Raw genomic sequence first — 17729 nt, forward strand, 5'->3', positions numbered from 1 at the left:
TTTTAAACAACCATAGTATCGAAGCTAGCTTAACTTTTCAGACCCCATTTTTTTTAATTAAGCCTCTTTTTAGGTATTCAATAACTTTTAATTTACTACCAGGGTTTATAAGTCTTGTGATTACTAAATGTTTTAATATTTCATCTTTTGTTATTTTACTAAATCCAATATAATCAAATATTTTCCCAATAAATAGTTCTGGTCCAATACATAAAACACTATTTGTTGAAAGATTTTTTACAAATGTATCAAAAATATTCTCACTATTCTCGCTTGGAAAAAGATCTAATATTGGTTGATTTGTTAGTTCCGGAATTAATTTTAAAGCTTCCTCATAGAATAATTCAATCTCATTTTTATCTTTTGAAGAACCTACTGTTTTAATAAGTATATTTCTACGATTAACTTTTTCTAAGATTTGAATACTAACACTGCCGCTTGAATTTCTTTTTTTACGTATAAACATATAAAATTATATCGTGGGTCACCCAACTTTAAAATTAGAAACCCATATATATGAGCTTTTAAGAGTGTTCTTTTCATGATTTTAAAAAAGTGATGAAGTCAGGAGAATCTCATGTACATGATGTAACAATTACAAATGAAGCTCCAAACTATCACGTATAAGAAAAACTAGAAAACGGAAATTAAATCCGTTTTCTTACTAAAGATTAAAAACTCTCCCATTCATCATCATTTTGACTACTACCTTTAATTGAAGAATTTTCTTTTGTTGAGATTTTATTTGAATTAGTTTTTGTAGTTTTTAAACTATTATCAAATTTTTTTGAATTTTGCTCTATAGTTTTTGCAACAATATCATTTTTACCATGGAATTCTTTTTTATTAGCATCTTCAACTATTAATTTTGCAATTTTATCTGAAGTTATTGCTATATCATTTGTTTGTGTTGATATTGCAGCATTTTGTTGTGTTTGTTGATCTAACTGATTTACTGCATCATTTATTTGTTCGATTCCAGATAATTGTTCTTTACTTGACATTTCCACATCCGAAATTAAATTTATCGTTGAGTTTATTGAATCATTTAGACTTTTATATCCTTGAATCATCTCATTTGCAATATCTTTACCTTCATTTGCTTTTTTTGTAGCTTCTTCAACTATAGATTTAATCTCTTTTGCCGCTTCTGCACTTCTACTTGCTAGATTTCGCACTTCTTGAGCAACAACAGCAAATCCTTTTCCAGCTTCTCCAGCAGTTGCAGCTTCAACAGCAGCATTTAAAGATAAAATATTTGTTTGAAATGCTATTTGATCAATAACTGAAATAGCTTCATTTACAAGATTTACTTTATTATTTATTTCATCCATTGCTAAAGTTGTTTTATTAGCAAGTTTCTCTCCATCTGCTGATGCTTTTGTAATTTCACCTGAATATTTAGCCATTTTTGCAATATTTTCTGTATTGTTTCTAATATTGCTTGTTATCTCTTCAAGTGCTGCTGCTGTCTCCTCTAAAGAAGCTGCTGCTTCATTTGAACTTAAATTTAGTTTATCAACATTTGCAAGAAGTACGCTAGAACTTTGTTCTAATGTTAATCCATTTGATTTATTTTGTACTAGCATACTAGTTATTGAATCACCAAGTGTATTAACCCCATTTGCAAGCTTTAATAAATGTTCTTTTAAACCTTTTTGATCTATTTTATTTAGATAGTTATAATTTGAATATTGTTCTAAAACTTTTAAAATATTATCTATATTCGTTTCTAAAACACTTCCCATATTGTTTATAACTCTTTTTAATTCTACTAAAGCAGGATTTTCAACATCTAAATTTAATCTTTGACATAAATCTCCTTGCTCAAATTCTCCTAAAACAGCAATAGTTTCATTTATTAATTTTCTATCTTCTTCAATACCTTTTTGAGTTCTTAAAATATTTTCATTTACAACTTTTGCCATTTCTCCAAATTCATCTTTTGAAGAGTCTTCTAAAAGTTTTGAGTCATTTGATTCTCTATTTAAATAAGCAAAGAATCCTAATAGACCATTCTTGAAATTTGTTATTTTGTTTGTCATATCTGAAATTATTAAAAAAGATATAAATATCAATAATATGAAAGCTACTATAACAGTAATAATAGTTTGAATTATAGTACTATCATAATCTTTAGTTGCTTGATTATTTATTTCTGCGGCAGCTTTTAATTGATGATCCATTAATTGTGCAATATTATTAGAAACAGGTTCTATTGTTTCATATAAACTGTTTATAATTATTGAAGTGATTTTTTCTGAATCTTTATTTGTACATGCCTGTTGTATAGCATCTGTAGTATTGTTTGCTGTAGAAAGAATATTTTTTATATTTTCTACTATTATTTTTTCTTTTTCATCCAGATTTGTGGCTAAATATTCATTCCAATTTTTATTAATAATGTCTTTAGCTTCAGAAATATTTGTAACACATTTCTCAAAAGAGATTTTATTATTTCTCAATTTTACAGCTGTATCGACAACATTAACAGCATATGCTTCAGAAATATTTTTTAATTCTACTAAAGGTAGTACTCTATCATTGTAAACTCTTTTTAAACCTTCATTTGTTTCTTCTAACTTAGATATGCTAGTAATACCTAAGAATAGTACTATAACTAGTGAAACAAAAGATAAAACAATTAGTTTTGCTCTAATTTTTAAGTTTTTAATCATCTTTACTCCTCGTAAATGAAACAGATTTTAAAATTTAAAATCTTATTTTTGATGGTTGTAAATTATATTACTCCTATTGATTCTATTTTTCAGCAGAATAATATATTATTTATACTTAAAAAAATTACTTATTTATAATTTTGAATGCATCTCATCTTCAGTTAAAATTGCAACTCCAAGCTCTAAAGCTTTATCATATTTACTTCCAGCATCTTCTCCATAAATTAAGAAATCTGTTTTTTTAGATACACTAGAATTTACTTTTGCTCCAAGATTTTCTAAAAATAATTTTATTTCATCTCTACTTTTACTCATAGTTCCTGTTACTACAACAGTTTTATTTTTAAAAGGATTATCTTTTGCTTCTTCTTTTATAGTAACTTTTGGACTTAAAATATCAAAAAGTTTTAAAACTATATTTTTATTTACTCTCATAAATTCCAAAAATGAATTTGCCATTTGTTCACCAATACCATCAATACTAGTTAAATCTTCAAAAGTTATATCAACTAAGTTTAGTCCAAATTTATTACATATAGCTTTTGATGCAACTTCACCAATATGCTCAATCCCTAATGCTGTAATTACTCTATATAAATCACTATTTTTTGAATTTTCAATTGCATTTAAAAGATTGTTTATTTTCTTTTCTTTAAATCCTTCTAAATTTTCTAGATCTTCATATTTCAAAGAGTATAGGTCTAAAATATCATATATCTTTTTTTCTTTTACTAAAAGTTCCACGATTTTATCTCCTAAACCATCTATATTTAGGCAATTTTTACTAGCAAAATAGATTATCGAATTTACAACTCTTGAAGGACAATCTAAATTTTGACATTTTATAATAATCTCTTCAATTAAAAGTTCACTTTTGCAATCTGGACAAAGTGTTGGTTTTATAATTTCTTTTTGACTACCATCTCTTCTATCTTTTAAAACTTTTGTTATTTTAGGAATTACATCACCGCTTCGAATAATAATTATTTCATCATTTATTTTTAAATTAAGTCTTTCAATTTCATCAAAATTGTGTAGAGTTGCACGTTCTACTATTGCTCCATCAATTTCTACTGGTTTTACGATGGCAACAGGAGTTACAACACCAGTTCTACCTACTTGTAATATAATATCTTTTAATTGAGTTGTTTTTTCAATTGCAGGGAACTTATAAGCACATGACCATCTTGGAAATTTTTGAGTGTATCCTAAACTATTTTGTGTATTTATATCATTTATTTTTACAACCATTCCATCAAGAATCATAGAAAAATCATCTCTTTTTTCTACCATTTTTTTATAGATTGTTTCTATTTCAGAAACATCTTTACAAAGTTCTTGCATAGGAGTTTTTTCAAATCCTAATGAAAAAATATATTCCATAAGTTCACTAGTTTTTTCAAAGTTTAGATTATTTTGTCCTACTCCCCAAGCTGTGAAATATAGTTTTCTTTTTGCAGTTATTTTTGGGTCGAGTTGTCTTAAACTTCCTGCAGCAGCATTTCTAGGATTTGCAAAAGTTGGTTCATTGTTTTTTAATCTTTCTTGATTAATAGCTTCAAAATCGTTTTTTCTTATTACGACTTCACCTCTTATTTCTATTAATGATTTTTCAGAAATTTTAAGTGGAATAGACTGAATTGTGAAAACATTATTTGTAACATCTTCTCCAACTGTTCCATCACCTCTTGTGATTGCTTGCTTTAAAAGACCATTTTCATAGATAAGATTTAAACTTGCTCCATCAAATTTTGGTTGAATAAAAAACTCTAAATTATTTTCTACTTTTGAAGCTCTTTTTATCCAATCTTCTAATTCTTTTGTATTAAAAACATCTTCTTGACTCCACATACGACTAAGATGAGAAGCTTTAGAAAAACCTTCTAATATATAACCACCCACTCTTTTATTTGGAGAATTTGGATGAGCTAAATTTGGGTTATTTTTTTCAAATTCTAAACATTCTCTTGCTAATTTATCATATTCTTCATCGCTAGCAAGGGGTTCATCGTAAACATAGTAAGCTTTTGCCCAAATTATTAATTTTTCAATATTCTTTTCATATTCAAAATTTGTCATTATTATTTCTTCTTTGTTTCATTTTTGCAGATTATACTTAAAAGTGACATAAATATTAGAAATTTTAATCTAATTTTATTTTAGTAACTGCTAGAATCCGACATTTTAATAAAAAAGGATACAAATAAATGTTAAATAATTTTAACACAAGAACAAAATTATTTCTTTTTCCAATGTTATTTATAATAATAATAGTAATTTCAGGTTCAATTTATAACTATTTTACAGGATATGCAAATGATAGACAAAAAATAGTTTCTCATACAAGAGATTTTGTTGAACATCTTTTGGAAGGAAGAATAGCTGTTTATCAATTTTTTAGAAATGCAAATGAAGAAACAAAACAAAATGTTATTTCTAAATTTCAAGACTTAGAAACAGAGGTGAGAAATTTAAAACCTACATTAATTAGTGAGAAAAACATACAACTTACAGATGAAATTTTAAAAATTTCAAAAGAGTATCTTGACAATTTTCATGATGTTTCTAAGGCAAAAATTGATGAAACAAAAAATGGTGAAACTGAGTTAGAACTTACAAAACAAAAAGTTTCAGATATGTCTAAAATAGGATTAAAACTTGAAGATAAAATTTTAGAAATAAATCAAAGTGCAATTACTTTAAGAGATGAAGCAAATGACTCTTTGAGTAGAAATTTAATAATTTTAGTAGTAGTTTCTATACTTATATTTGTAATAGTTTCATATTTAATTTCAAATAATATTACAAATTCTCTTGAGAGATTTAAAGAAGGATTTTTATCATTTTTTGCATATTTAAATAGAGAACAAAATAGTGTAAAAACTCTTGATGAGAGTGCAAAAGATGAATTTGGACAAATGTCAAAAATAGTAAATGAAAATATTCTAAGAACTCAAAAAGGAATAGAAGAAGATAGAGCAATTATTGATGAAACAATTACTGTTTTAGGAGAGTTCGAACAAGGTGCAATGCAAAAAAGAATAACTTTAAATGTTTCAAATCCTTCTTTAATGCAATTAAAATCTGTTTTAAATAATATGGGTGATATTCTAGAATCAAACATAAATAATATTTTAAAAGTTCTTGAAGAATATGCAAATTATGATTATAGAAATAGTGTAAATGCTAATGGGTTAAGAGAACATCTTTTAAGACTTGCTAATGGAGTGAATCAATTAGGAGAGTCTGTAACTAATATGTTAATAGAGAATAAATCAAATGGTATGACTCTTGATAATAGTTCTAAAATACTTTTAGCAAATGTTGATAAATTAAATTTAAGTTCAAATGAAGCAGCAGCTTCTTTAGAAGAGACAGCAGCAGCACTTGAAGAGATAACAAGCAATATTAGAAATAATACTGAGAGTATTTCACAAATGTCTAGATTATCTGAAGGTGTTACAAAATCAGTAAATCATGGTGAAGAGTTAGCAAATCAAACAACAGTTGCAATGGATGAGATAAATATTCAAGTTAATTTAGTAAATGAAGCTATTTCAGTGATTGACCAAATTGCTTTCCAAACAAATATTTTATCTTTAAATGCCGCTGTTGAAGCTGCAACTGCTGGAGAAGCTGGAAAAGGATTTGCAGTTGTTGCACAAGAGGTAAGAAATCTTGCAAGTAGAAGTGCAGAAGCTGCAAAAGAGATTAAAAATATAGTTGAACAAGCTACAATCAAAGCAAATGAAGGTAAAAATATTGCTTCAACAATGATAGATGGCTATAAAGAATTAAATCAAAATATTTCTCAAACAATCAATCTAATATCAGATATTCAAAATGCTTCAAAAGAACAACTTTTAGGAATAGAGCAAATTAATGATGCAGTAAATCAGTTAGATCAACAAACACAACAAAATGCAATGGTTGCTACACAATCACACGATATTGCGTTAAGTACAGATAATATTGCAAAATTAATCGTTGAAGATGCGAATAAAAAAGAGTTTAATGGTAAGAATGATGTTAAACCAAAAATTGAATCAAATCAAAAAGAAAAGACTCACTTAAGAAATGAAATAAGTCAACAACCAGTTTCTCAAAATAAAAAAACTACACAGATAAAAGATAGTTCAAAAGATGATGAATGGGAGAGCTTTTAATAAGAAAACGGAAAATCCGTTTCTTATTATTTAATAATATGTCCTACAAATTTTGACATGTTGTTTAAAATTTTTCCGCCTCTTCTAAATCCTAAAGCACAAGCTTCATAAGCATAGAAAACTCCAGCTTGATAGAAATTTCCATTTTCATCTTTTGGAAACTCTACATACTCTTGATAAATAGCCTTGTGACCTTCATACTCACCAGAAGTTTGAGTATCAATCGAACCATCAGCATTTACAATTTTTGTATTAGCACCTTCTCTACCAAAAGCTCTTTTTTCAACATATTTTTTACCAACTAAAGGCTCAAATGAAGTTTCAAGAAGTAGGGGATGATTTGGATATAAATCCCATAAAATTTTCATGAATGCTTTTGATTGAAAAATTAAAGTGTAAGCAGGATTAAAAATAATTGCTTTTTTATTTCTTATAATTTCAGTTAGAATAAGAGCTAATTCACTCTCTTCAATTCCAATATTTTCCCAAGGAATAAGTTTGAACCAAAATTCAAATAGTTCATCATCTTTAAAGATTCCTTCATCACTGAATTGTACATTTTCAATAAATTCAAAATCTGTATTAAAACCTGCTTCACTAGCGATATGCTGTAAAAGTTTTGTAGTATTAATATCTTCACTAGAACTAGAGATTGATGAAAATAAAATTTTCCAACCTAAATTAGAATAGTACTCTTCAAATTTTTCAATATCACTATCTAAAGTTATAATTCTTTTGAAATTATCTTTTAGTGCATCATAAAGATTATTGAATTGACTCATTTCATCTAGGTTATTTTTTTTCAACATAGCCCATTGTATTATTGCCGTTTCAAAAAGTGAAGTTGGCGTATCAGCATTAAATTCAATTAATTTTATAGGTTTTCCATCTATTCCACCTGCTAAATCAAATCTTGAATATAAGTGCCAATGAACATCATTTTCCCAAGATTCTTTGATTACTTCAATAAGATTAAAAGGAATATTTAGCTCATGAAATAAATCATTATCAATTACATATTGCCCAGCCTCAGCAAACATATCGTAAAGTTCATTAACAGCCTCATAGTAAGCATTTGCTTCATCTTCATTTATAACTACTAATTCATTACTAATATAAGAGCTATTATCGCTATCTGTGTGCCAAACAAATCCTATTGATTCTAAATATTCATCTGCAAGTGGAGCTACTTTTTCTAATCTCATAATCAACCTCCTGTGCTAGTTGTTGGTGAAGAGAAAGATGAAGATTTTGAAGTAGAGCTTGTAGTAGATGAGCTCGTATTGTTACCTCCAAAGAATCCACTTTTCTTTTGAGTTGATGTATTTGAAGCAGTTCCTGCTTGATTTCCAAAAGAGCTTTGAGATTTACTAAATGTTTGTGGGGATTTATACTGAGCTGCTTTTTGGTTTTGGAAATTTTGATTATTAAATAGTTTATTTCCAAGCCATGAACCTATCATAGCTCCAGCAATCGAAGATAATAAAACTCCACCAAGTCCCATAGCTCCATCACTTAATTGAGGATTTGTAAGAGGAGAAGTTCCTGCATCAATTTTTGCTTCTTCTTCTTTTACTAGTTTATCAATTTCCTCTTGAGATAAAATCTTTTCAGTTCCATCAGGACTTCTTAAAACAATAGTAGTTTTAGAAGCAGGAAATTCATCTGCAATTTTATAACTACCATCAGCTGCTTGTTCAATCACAACAAATGCACCTTCTTGTTTTGTTGCTTCTGTTATTGTTGTGTTTTTAGCTTGAGTTTGGTTTTGACTTGAACTATCATTACAAGCTGTTAAACCCAAAATTAAAAATGAAGTAAGACCACCAATTTTGGCAAAATCACTTATTTTTTTAATATGAATATTTTTTTTCAAAACTTAATCCTTTTTATATATTTTATAAAAACTCATATATTCTACAAAATTTCTTCTATGAAATATCTTTCATTCTTTTTTTTAATTGAGATTTTTGTGTCAAAAATTTCACTCAAGTTTTCACTTGTTAGGATTTCATCCTTTTTACCACTTTTATAAATTGTTTTGTTGTAAATTAAAGCAACATTGTCAATTTCTTCAAAAATTTCTTCAAGATGATGAGTTACTAGGATTATGGAAGTAGTTTTTGATAATTTTTTTAACATTTTAATAAAATTTATTTGCGATTTTATATCAAGCCCAACTGTTGGTTCATCTAAAATAAAAGCTTTTGGTGTATGAATTAAAGCTCTTGCAATTAAGCATTTTCTTAATTCTCCTGTACTCATAGCAGATACTTTTTTATCTTTTAAGTTAATAATATCTAGAAAATTCATAACTTCAAAAACTTTTGATATTTGAGAAGATGTAAAATCTTGGTGTGTGAAAATACCAATAGAACTATAATATCCACTTAAGACAACTTCAAATCCACTCATATATGAGGCATTTTGTAAAAAATAGTTGTGTAAATCATTTGTGATTACACCTAAATATTTTTTAAGTTCAAAAATAGAGTATCTTTTTAATCCCATAATCTCTTTTTTAAACTCTTTTGTCGCTCTTGGATGAATTTCAGAAAGTATTAACTTTAAAAGTGTTGATTTTCCACTTCCATTTGCGCCTAAAATTGCCCAATGAGAGCCTTCTTCAATTTTTAGATTAATATCTTTTAAAACAATATTTTCTTTATAATTACTGTCAATATCTCTATCTTTATAACTATCTATATTGTCATAAGCAACATCAATATTTTCAAAGTCTATTATGTACATATTTTTTCTTTCCTAATTTGTAGTAAATTTAAGTCCAATGATTCCTATTAATATAAATAAAATACTTACAACTCTAATCAAGCTAGTAGATTCTCCAAAGAGTATTATTCCTGCAATAACTGTTCCAATTGTTCCAATTCCAACCCAAACAGCATAAGCTGTACCAATAGGTAAAGTTTTTAAAGCTAAACTTAGAAGATAAAAACTTATAATCATAGTAATAAGAGTGAAAATGCTTGGGATTAGTTTTGTAAATCCATCACTATATTTTAAACCAATTGCCCAAAATATTTCAAAAATTCCAGCTAGAAATAGTATTCCCCAACTCATAAAAAAATCCTTTTTTTTGATTTTGATATTGAGGCCGTCCTCGGTGAGTAAAGAGGCTGGGTCGTCCCAGCTTTTATAATTTATCATAACTAGATTAAACTATAAATAAAATTAAAGTACATAGATATTATTTAATTTCAAATATAATTTTTAGTTAATTAATTATTAAAATAATTTTCATTGTTTTTAATAAAATATTTCCTAAATAATTTTTTATAAAAAGCCTATTTATGGTGTATAAATTTTATAATAACATAAGTTTTAAAGTGTAATAATCCTGAAAGAGTAATAATTATTCTTTATCCCGGATTTTGCAATAGGATATTCTTGGTATAAATTAATCTTATAATAATTACTAAATTTCTGGCACAAATAATCTAAAATATCTTATTTATATTTATATGGCTTGGTGACTTGTTTTATATTTTCAAATAATCCATCCATCCAAGATCTTCTTTTCCTTGGAAGTGATATATTTAGTACTTTTTCATTCGCATGATTTGTCATCCAAGATCCTAATGCAAAGCAATAGGATCTTAATGTTGAAAGTTGCATATTTGTTTGTAAAATTTGATGTTTAAAAAGTGCCATAATATTGTATGCCACCAGCATAAATCTATGAGCAGCTTCAGTTGCATAGAATTTATCAAGTGCAAAATTATCTAATCCAAAATCATATTTTAATTCTTTGATTCTATTTTCTGCATCTGCTCTTGTATTATAAATATTATATACTTGATCAAGAGGAAGAGTAAGATTAGTAACATAAGCACTATATCTATATGTAGGTTCATCAAATAGTAATTTACCTCCACTATTTGGATAGTTTTCAACTTTTTTTCTAACTAAAATATATCTTCTTGTATTATTAGTATTATTTGGTTTGAAATATAGTTCTGCTACATCTAAACCTTTAGTAATAGATGACCAATCTTCAATTGAGCCTATTTCATATTTAAAATTTTCATAGAACTTTACTGCTATTACATAATTTAGATCTCTTTTTTCAAACCAAGATAAAAATTTATCACTATAAAATCCACTATCAGCTCTTACTAGTCCAACAGATTTATTTTTTAATACTACATCAAATGTCTCTTCCAAAAATGCTTTATAATTATTTGTATCTGAAGTATTACCTGCTCTTAGCCATGCATTTGCAACCATCTTTGTTTGATCTACAAATGCCATTAAAGGATGATGAGATTTTCTTCCTTTTTTCTTTGGATTATATCCAATAGCACTTCCTTCTTGATTTCCATATCTTGTAATAACTGTTGAATCTAAATCTATTGTTAGCTTTCCAACTTTAAACTGATCCATAAACCATTGTTGTAATTGTGGAAATATTTGTGAGTTTTTCTCAATATCAAATTTATAGAAAAATCTATTGTATGTACTACTTGAAGGAAGTTTATCTAGTTCAAATATTGATTGCAGTGTTGTATCATAACGAAGCCAATCTGTGTGAGAAAATCTATTACCACCTGTAATAATACTAAGCCAAAAACCTAATATTAAAATAGTTGGATCATATCCTCTATTTGAATTTGGTTGAGGAATATTTAGTTCATTTAAATAAGGTAATATTTGTAAGTGATCTATAAAATCTTTTAATAATTTCATACCTCCCAAAGGAGTTACTTTTTTATCTGAATAAGCAATTTTTAACTCACCCATTTGGTGATCCTTATAAATGAAGTTGTAGAGACTATTATATGCCAGTTTGTTTTAGATTATCATTTCTCTATTGAAAAATTTGGGTTTATATGTTGGAAGACTTATAAACTTATCTTTGAGGAGTATAAAATGTTAGATTTTTTAAAAAGAAGATTAAAAAATGAAAAGGGTGCTATGGATAAAATTCTAGTAACTTTATTACTTGTTATTATTGGAGTAGGTGCAGTTGTTGGTTTAGGTAAGTGGATGACTGATAATGTTACAGATATCAAAACTGATGCTCAAACACAAATTGATAATGCAAAACCTGCACAATAAGTAAGAAGTAGCGTTAGCTGCTTCTTATTCAAAGGATTTGTAATATTTACAATAGTCTTTTATATATTTTCTCTTTTCTTGTCTTATACAGATTTTAAAAAATTTCTTGTTCCAAATAATTTGATAATGACTATGAGTTTGATGCTTTTGGTTTTTGGATTTTTTGAGTCGAAAATATATATAAGCTCTATTATATTGGCGTTTGTCATCCTACTTTTTTTTATCATTGTTATGTTGTTGAATAGACAACTTATAATTGGTGGTGGTGACATAAAATATATGATGTTAGTTGGGCTTTATCTAGGGGTTAGTTCTTTTGCTCTTTTTTTAATAATTACAGGAATTTTACAAACTTTTGCTTTACTTTATATGCAAAAGATTGAAAAAAGAAAAGTTGCACCAATGGTTCCATTGATGTTTATATCAGTTTTTATTGTAGAGTTATTAGTTAAATTTGATATTTATACAGTTAAATTTTAGGAAAAATATGAAGAAAGCCTTTATTGATCAGGTATTTTTAGGACTTTTTTTATTTGTTACTCTTATGGGAATTGGCGCAACTATTAGTGATAATATGGAAGCTAGAGATAAGTATTATAATTTAAAAAAAATTACGGATAATGCTGTTTTAACTTTAGCAAAATACTATGTAAATGTGGAAGAAAATAGTTTAGCTGCTGAGAATGTTCATCAAGATATGTTAAGTGAAACACCTTTAGGAAATGAAGTTAAAGGTAAAATAGTTTATAAATGGGATTTTACAAGTAAGCCAAATAGTGTTACTGCAACTATTTCAAATTATAAGCAAGAGACTTTTTGGTTTAAATTTTTTGGATTAGCTTCATTTGATTTAAATGCAGAATCAAAAGCTACTATAACTTCAGTTGATACAAATAAACCAACTTCAACTTATTCAGGAGGAATTGCTCCTTTTGCTGTAAATGACCAAGCTTTTAAGATAGGTAATACTTTTGATATAACTTACAATTTAAGTGCAAATTTAAAGTATAGTGATAAAAATAGTTTTTATCCTGTTGTTACAAATTGTGATTGTGATTGTTCGTTTATTTTAAGTAGTAAATTTGATTTTTCAACTTTAGGCTACGATACTAAAAGTTGTAATAGTACATCTGCAGGTTGTACAACACATGGAGAGAGTGAATTTGGTAATTATTCAAAACTTATAGATGACGTATATTATTCAAATCATAGTATAAATTTCGAAAATGGTACATCTGATACTCCAATTTGCTTATTGGGTACATATTTAGGAAATACAACTTCAACATGGGGAACACAAATAAATCATTTATCAAGTGGGCTTTATGAATTAATAGGAACAACGGGAGAAAAACTTCCAATAGAAATGGATATTATCACACTTGATTCAAATGCAAAAGCGAATGGTATTGTAAGAGTAAAAGTTACAGGATATGATTTTGTAACAGTAAGTAATCCTGATAATAGATATATTACTTTAAATACAGTAATTGTTCCTGCGAAAACAAAACAGATAGAATTAGTATATTAGGAGATAATAATGCAATTAAGTGAATATCAAGAAAAGCTAAAGTTATCTTACGAAAACAACTTTATAAATGAAAGTATATATGAGTTAGTAGAGTTATTTTATGATTTAACAAATCTAAATACTATTTCATATTATAAATATGAATATGAATACAATGACTATTTTCATAAATTTGACATATCTTCTAATTCTTCAAATAATGCTACTAATAGCAAGAGAAATTTTAAAATTATTCTAAAAGATAAAAAGACAATTTATGGTTATTTGTTAATAAATCAAAGAATTAAATCAAATCCAGTTTTAAAAAAATTATTAAATAAAATAAAAAAATATTTAAAAAAAGAGAAAGATGTACAAAAAAAACTTTTCGGAAATGAAATTCCTTTTAATATTTATTTATTTCATGATGAAGATTTAGAGTTATTAGCACAAAATTTAAAATCTGGACTAGAAGGTTTATTTAATGTTGATGTTACAAGAGATATTTCAATTGAAAAATATTTTGACATTTTAAGAGTAAAAGATACAAAACATATAATTATTTTTTTAGTCAATGATGAAAAAATGATTTCAAAAATTGAAGAAAAAATAAAAGTATTGAATGAGTTAATCATTGTAATTGGACCAAATAGCCATCATACTTCAATGTATTGTGGAAAAATTGGAATAGAAGATTATATTTCAATAAATGAATTTAGAGCTGAAAATTTAAAAAGTATTATTTTAAATAAGAAAAATACTTTGTTTAATAAAAATAAATCTGGTAATAAAATCATTGCAGTAGGTGGAATTTCAGGAGGGATTGGTTCTACAACAATTTCTATGAATATAGCAGATTTAATCAGTAATAATCTTCCTGATAAAAATGTTTTATATATAGATTTATCCACTACAAAAGCTGTTAGTAATCTTTTTTTAGAGAATAATCCTCTTCCTCAAAAATCAATAATTGATTTAATAAATTCAAATGAGTTTAACATTGAAAATAATCTTGAAAATGGGCTTATTAAAAAAAGAGAAAATTTCTATTGTATTACAGGTATCCAAAAGCATATAGATAAAGAGTTTTTGGAAAAAGATGTTTTTATAGAAAAATTATTGGATTATATATCTTCTTCTAGCAATTATTTCAATTTTATTATTATTGATACAGGAGCGGCAAATGCTTCTAATTTAAAATCGACTATTTATGATATTGTAAATGAATTTTGGTTAATTACTGAGATGACATTACCACATATTTCGAAGTTAAAAACTTTCTATTCTTTGATGAAAAGAGCAGGGTTAAAAGATAAGATTTCATTTATTGTAAATAGATATGATTCAAAAAATGCAATATCAGTTACAGATGTTACTTCTATTTTAAATATTAACAGTGAAGATAAAATCCAATTTGAAAGTTTTAAAATTCCTAATGATTATAATGTTTTAGGAAAATGTTGGAATTACTGTGAACTTGCTTCAAAAAATTATCCAGATTCATTATTTATAAGAAAACTTGACTCTATTTTGCAAGAAAAAAATTTTTATAAAAAAGAACAAAAAAAAGAGAGTAAAAAAAGTTTATTTTCATCTTTTTTTTCAAAGGATAAAAATTGAGAAGTTTGAGAACATTAATCGAAGATCAAGAACAAAAAGAGGTTGTTCATAAAAAGGTTGATGAAAAAGAAGAATTGATTCAAGATGTTGATATTTCTAAGGAAAAAATAGAGAAATATAAACAGTATATATCTCATTCTGAGTTGGTTTTTCCAGAACTTTATTTAAATAAAGAGTTATATGATTTAGCACTTAAAATAAATGATAGTTTTTTATTGAAATTAAAATCTGACCAAAAAATAACAAAAGAGAGCTTAGAAGAAGTTCTTCCTGAATATATATTATCTTTTAAAGAAGCTAGACTTTTAAAAAGAGAAATTTTAGATGATATAAAAAATATGATTGTAAATAATATTATAGGTTTTGGTCATATCTCTACTATTTTTAATATAACTAAAGATGGATTAAATGACGTAATTATAAACACAAAAGATTATATAGATATTATTTATAAAGGTAAAACTGTACAAACTCCATTTACTTTTAGAAGTGAAGAAGAGTTAAGAAAAATAATAGATAAAATGCTTGCTGAAAATAATAGAAAAATCGATGAGGCACATCCAATAATTTCAAGTAAGTTAAATGATGGTTCAAGAGTAGAAGTTCAAATTCCTCCAATTGCCGCAAATGATGGAAGTTGTGTAACTATTAGAAAGTTTAATGAAATGCCTTTGCTTCTTGAAATGCTTATTGATTCTGGGCAAATGGATTATAAAATGGCGTATTTTTTGGTAAAAGCTGCTAAAGGAAAGTGTAATATTATTGTTTCAGGTGGAACATCTAGTGGAAAGACTACTTTTTTAAATGCAGTTACTAGATTTATCGATGAGAATGAACAGTTGATGGTTATTGAAGATACAAGAGAGATGCAACCTCAAATGCCTTGTCACTCAATTCGTCAATATGAAGCAAGAATGGCAAATGAAGAGGGTAAGGGAGCTATTACTCTTGATTTCTTACTACGTTCAGCTTTAAGATCAAGTCCAAGAAGAATTATTGTTGGTGAGTGTAGGGGACCTGAAATTGTTGTTATGTTAAATGCTATGAATACTGGTCATCCAGGTTCTATGACAACAGTTCATGCTGATAATACAAAGGAAGCTCTTGTTAGAATTGAAAACATGTATCTAGAAGCTAGACCAACTGCAAATATCAATTTTATTAGAACACAAATTGTGTCAGCAGTTGATTTAATTATTCAACTTGTAAGATTTCCTGATGGAACGAGAAAAGTTATTACAGTTTCTGAAATAGAAAAAAGAATAGAAGATAATGGAGTTGTTTCTTTAAATAATATTTTTCAATTTAAAAGAGATACTACAGATTTGAAAAGAACAAAAGGAGAATTCCAAGTTTTATCAACTCCATCAAGAACTATTGACCAAATGAATATGTTTGGAGTAGATATTGATAAAAGAGTTTTTGACCCAAAATTTGAAATGCCTAAATCTATGTTAATTGAAGCTTTAGAAGATGATTTACCCTCTGTTATGTGTGGATGGAAAGACTCTTTTATGGATTATTTTGTGAAAAAAGATCCTCAATTATTTCATAAATGGCCACATTTCCAAAAAATAAAGAAGATTGAAAATGGATGATAATTTATTTTTATTTTTTATAATTACTATTCCATTGTTACTTGTGATTTTTTTAGTAACTCTTTATGCTTATTATTCAAAAATGAAGTTAAAAAGAGTAATAATAAATACACTTTCAAGTACGCATAGTAAAATTATTGATAAAAATAAAACTGAAAATGTCTCTTTAAAAAATAGTAGCTGGTTAGGTAAAAAGCTTAAATATGCAGGTTTTAATGCTAAAGGTGCAGAATTTATGTTTATTTTAATAAGTATTGTTTTTGGATTTTTATTTAGCTTTTTTATATTTTTTATTTCTAACTCTAAGGTTATTTTTGTTTTTACATTTTTAATATTTTCTTTTTTCCCTTATCTATTCTTAGTTAAATTAATTAAGGCTAGAGAAGAAGAGTTTAATACAAATTTAAAAGGAATGATAGATAAAGTTACAAGTATGATGAAAAGTGGAGTTGGTTTTGAACAGGCTTTAAAAAAATCTATTCTTACTTGTAAATCAAAATTAACTCAAGATGTTTTTAATATTTATATAAATGAAAAAGCAATTATTGGTGAAGATAAATGTTTTGAAAAAATGTTTGAAATTATTGAATCAAAAGAGTTGAGAATTTTTTATCTAACAATTTCAATTGGAAGAAAATCTGGAGGAAAATTTTCTAATACTCTTGAGACATTAAGAAAAACTTTGCAAGATCAAGGTGAAATAAAACAAGAGATTACATCTTCTACAAAAGAGATAAGAGTAGGTACTTATATGATAATAGGTTTAATAGTTTTCACATATATGATGATGAATAATGCTTTAGGAAACTCTTTAAATGCTCATTTTTTTGGTAGTGATATTGGAAAAGTTCAAATGTTTTTTATATGTCTTTGGGTTGCTTTTGGAATATTTATAAATAATTTATTGACAAAGATAAAATGATGAATGAATTAATGGTTTATATTTTCACACCAATCTTAGTAGCTATTTTAATTTTGGCTATTTTATTATTTAGTCACTCCTGAAGAACACTACAAATACCTTAATTAAGGCATTTGTCACTACTTTTTTGCTATAATTTCGACCAATTATATATGA

At 26.4% G+C, this 17729-nt stretch carries 15 protein-coding genes; 7 read left to right on the top strand and 8 right to left on the bottom strand.

What is annotated here, in order from left to right; all coding sequences use genetic code 11:
* Positions 1 to 37 precede the first annotated feature (37 nt).
* The 3 genes from ACBT_RS05645 to ligA all read right to left on the bottom strand — a co-directional run bounded on the left by ACBT_RS05645 (position 38) and on the right by ligA (position 4757).
* Positions 38 to 466: a hypothetical protein gene (locus ACBT_RS05645; RefSeq protein WP_024775338.1), complete on the bottom strand. Its 429-nt coding sequence runs from the start codon at positions 464 to 466 to the stop codon at positions 38 to 40.
* Positions 467 to 671: 205 nt separating this feature from the next.
* Positions 672 to 2678: a HAMP domain-containing methyl-accepting chemotaxis protein gene (locus ACBT_RS05650; protein ID WP_024775339.1), complete on the bottom strand. Its 2007-nt coding sequence runs from the start codon at positions 2676 to 2678 to the stop codon at positions 672 to 674.
* Positions 2679 to 2810: 132 nt separating this feature from the next.
* The gene (gene ligA / locus ACBT_RS05655) at positions 2811 to 4757 is read right to left on the bottom strand and encodes an NAD-dependent DNA ligase LigA (RefSeq protein ID WP_024775340.1); all 1947 of its coding nucleotides are present in this window, start codon (positions 4755 to 4757) and stop codon (positions 2811 to 2813) included.
* A 128-nt stretch (positions 4758 to 4885) separates the two neighbouring features.
* Here ligA and ACBT_RS05660 point away from each other — a divergent pair, with 128 nt between their 5' ends.
* Positions 4886 to 6844 carry a methyl-accepting chemotaxis protein gene (locus ACBT_RS05660; RefSeq protein ID WP_024775341.1) on the top strand — a complete coding sequence of 653 codons (1959 nt, stop codon included), beginning with the start codon at positions 4886 to 4888 and terminating at the stop codon, positions 6842 to 6844.
* Positions 6845 to 6870: 26 nt separating this feature from the next.
* Here ACBT_RS05660 and ACBT_RS05665 read toward each other — a convergent pair whose 3' ends face one another.
* From ACBT_RS05665 to ACBT_RS05685, 5 genes are all read right to left on the bottom strand, one after another.
* Positions 6871 to 8049 (bottom strand): glutathionylspermidine synthase family protein, encoded by a 1179-nt coding sequence (locus tag ACBT_RS05665; RefSeq protein WP_034218612.1) that lies wholly within the window; start codon positions 8047 to 8049, stop codon positions 6871 to 6873.
* A gap of 2 nt (positions 8050 to 8051) precedes the next feature.
* A complete protein-coding gene (locus ACBT_RS05670) occupies positions 8052 to 8720 on the bottom strand; it encodes a UPF0323 family lipoprotein (RefSeq protein WP_024775343.1) in 669 nt (222 codons plus the stop codon).
* Between the two features lie 41 nt (positions 8721 to 8761).
* Positions 8762 to 9595 (bottom strand): ABC transporter ATP-binding protein, encoded by an 834-nt coding sequence (locus ACBT_RS05675; RefSeq protein WP_024775344.1) that lies wholly within the window; start codon positions 9593 to 9595, stop codon positions 8762 to 8764.
* A gap of 12 nt (positions 9596 to 9607) precedes the next feature.
* The gene (gene sugE / locus ACBT_RS05680; protein ID WP_024775345.1) at positions 9608 to 9925 is read right to left on the bottom strand and encodes a quaternary ammonium compound efflux SMR transporter SugE; all 318 of its coding nucleotides are present in this window, start codon (positions 9923 to 9925) and stop codon (positions 9608 to 9610) included.
* A 387-nt stretch (positions 9926 to 10312) separates the two neighbouring features.
* On the bottom strand, positions 10313 to 11605 hold the full coding sequence (locus ACBT_RS05685) for an IS1380 family transposase (RefSeq protein ID WP_176325388.1): 1293 nt from the start codon (positions 11603 to 11605) through the stop codon (positions 10313 to 10315).
* 129 nt (positions 11606 to 11734) lie between these two features.
* Between ACBT_RS05685 and ACBT_RS05690 the strand changes: the two genes are divergently transcribed.
* From ACBT_RS05690 to ACBT_RS05715, 6 genes are all read left to right on the top strand, one after another.
* Complete coding sequence (locus tag ACBT_RS05690) at positions 11735 to 11923, top strand: hypothetical protein (RefSeq protein ID WP_024776051.1); 189 nt, start codon at positions 11735 to 11737, stop codon at positions 11921 to 11923.
* 63 nt (positions 11924 to 11986) lie between these two features.
* Positions 11987 to 12403: a prepilin peptidase gene (locus ACBT_RS05695; protein WP_228280440.1), complete on the top strand. Its 417-nt coding sequence runs from the start codon at positions 11987 to 11989 to the stop codon at positions 12401 to 12403.
* Between the two features lie 7 nt (positions 12404 to 12410).
* On the top strand, positions 12411 to 13454 hold the full coding sequence (locus ACBT_RS05700) for a hypothetical protein (protein WP_024776049.1): 1044 nt from the start codon (positions 12411 to 12413) through the stop codon (positions 13452 to 13454).
* Positions 13455 to 13463: 9 nt separating this feature from the next.
* On the top strand, positions 13464 to 15053 hold the full coding sequence (locus tag ACBT_RS05705; protein ID WP_024776048.1) for an AAA family ATPase: 1590 nt from the start codon (positions 13464 to 13466) through the stop codon (positions 15051 to 15053).
* Positions 15050 to 16651 (top strand): CpaF family protein, encoded by a 1602-nt coding sequence (locus ACBT_RS05710; RefSeq protein WP_024776047.1) that lies wholly within the window; start codon positions 15050 to 15052, stop codon positions 16649 to 16651. Before ACBT_RS05705 ends, ACBT_RS05710 begins: the two co-directional genes overlap by 4 nt.
* Entirely contained in the window at positions 16644 to 17573 is a 930-nt protein-coding gene (locus ACBT_RS05715) for a type II secretion system F family protein (RefSeq protein WP_024776046.1), read from the top strand. Before ACBT_RS05710 ends, ACBT_RS05715 begins: the two co-directional genes overlap by 8 nt.
* Positions 17574 to 17729 lie beyond the last annotated feature (156 nt).

This window comes from Aliarcobacter cibarius (genome assembly GCF_013372265.1).
GTDB classification, from domain to species: domain Bacteria; phylum Campylobacterota; class Campylobacteria; order Campylobacterales; family Arcobacteraceae; genus Aliarcobacter; species Aliarcobacter cibarius.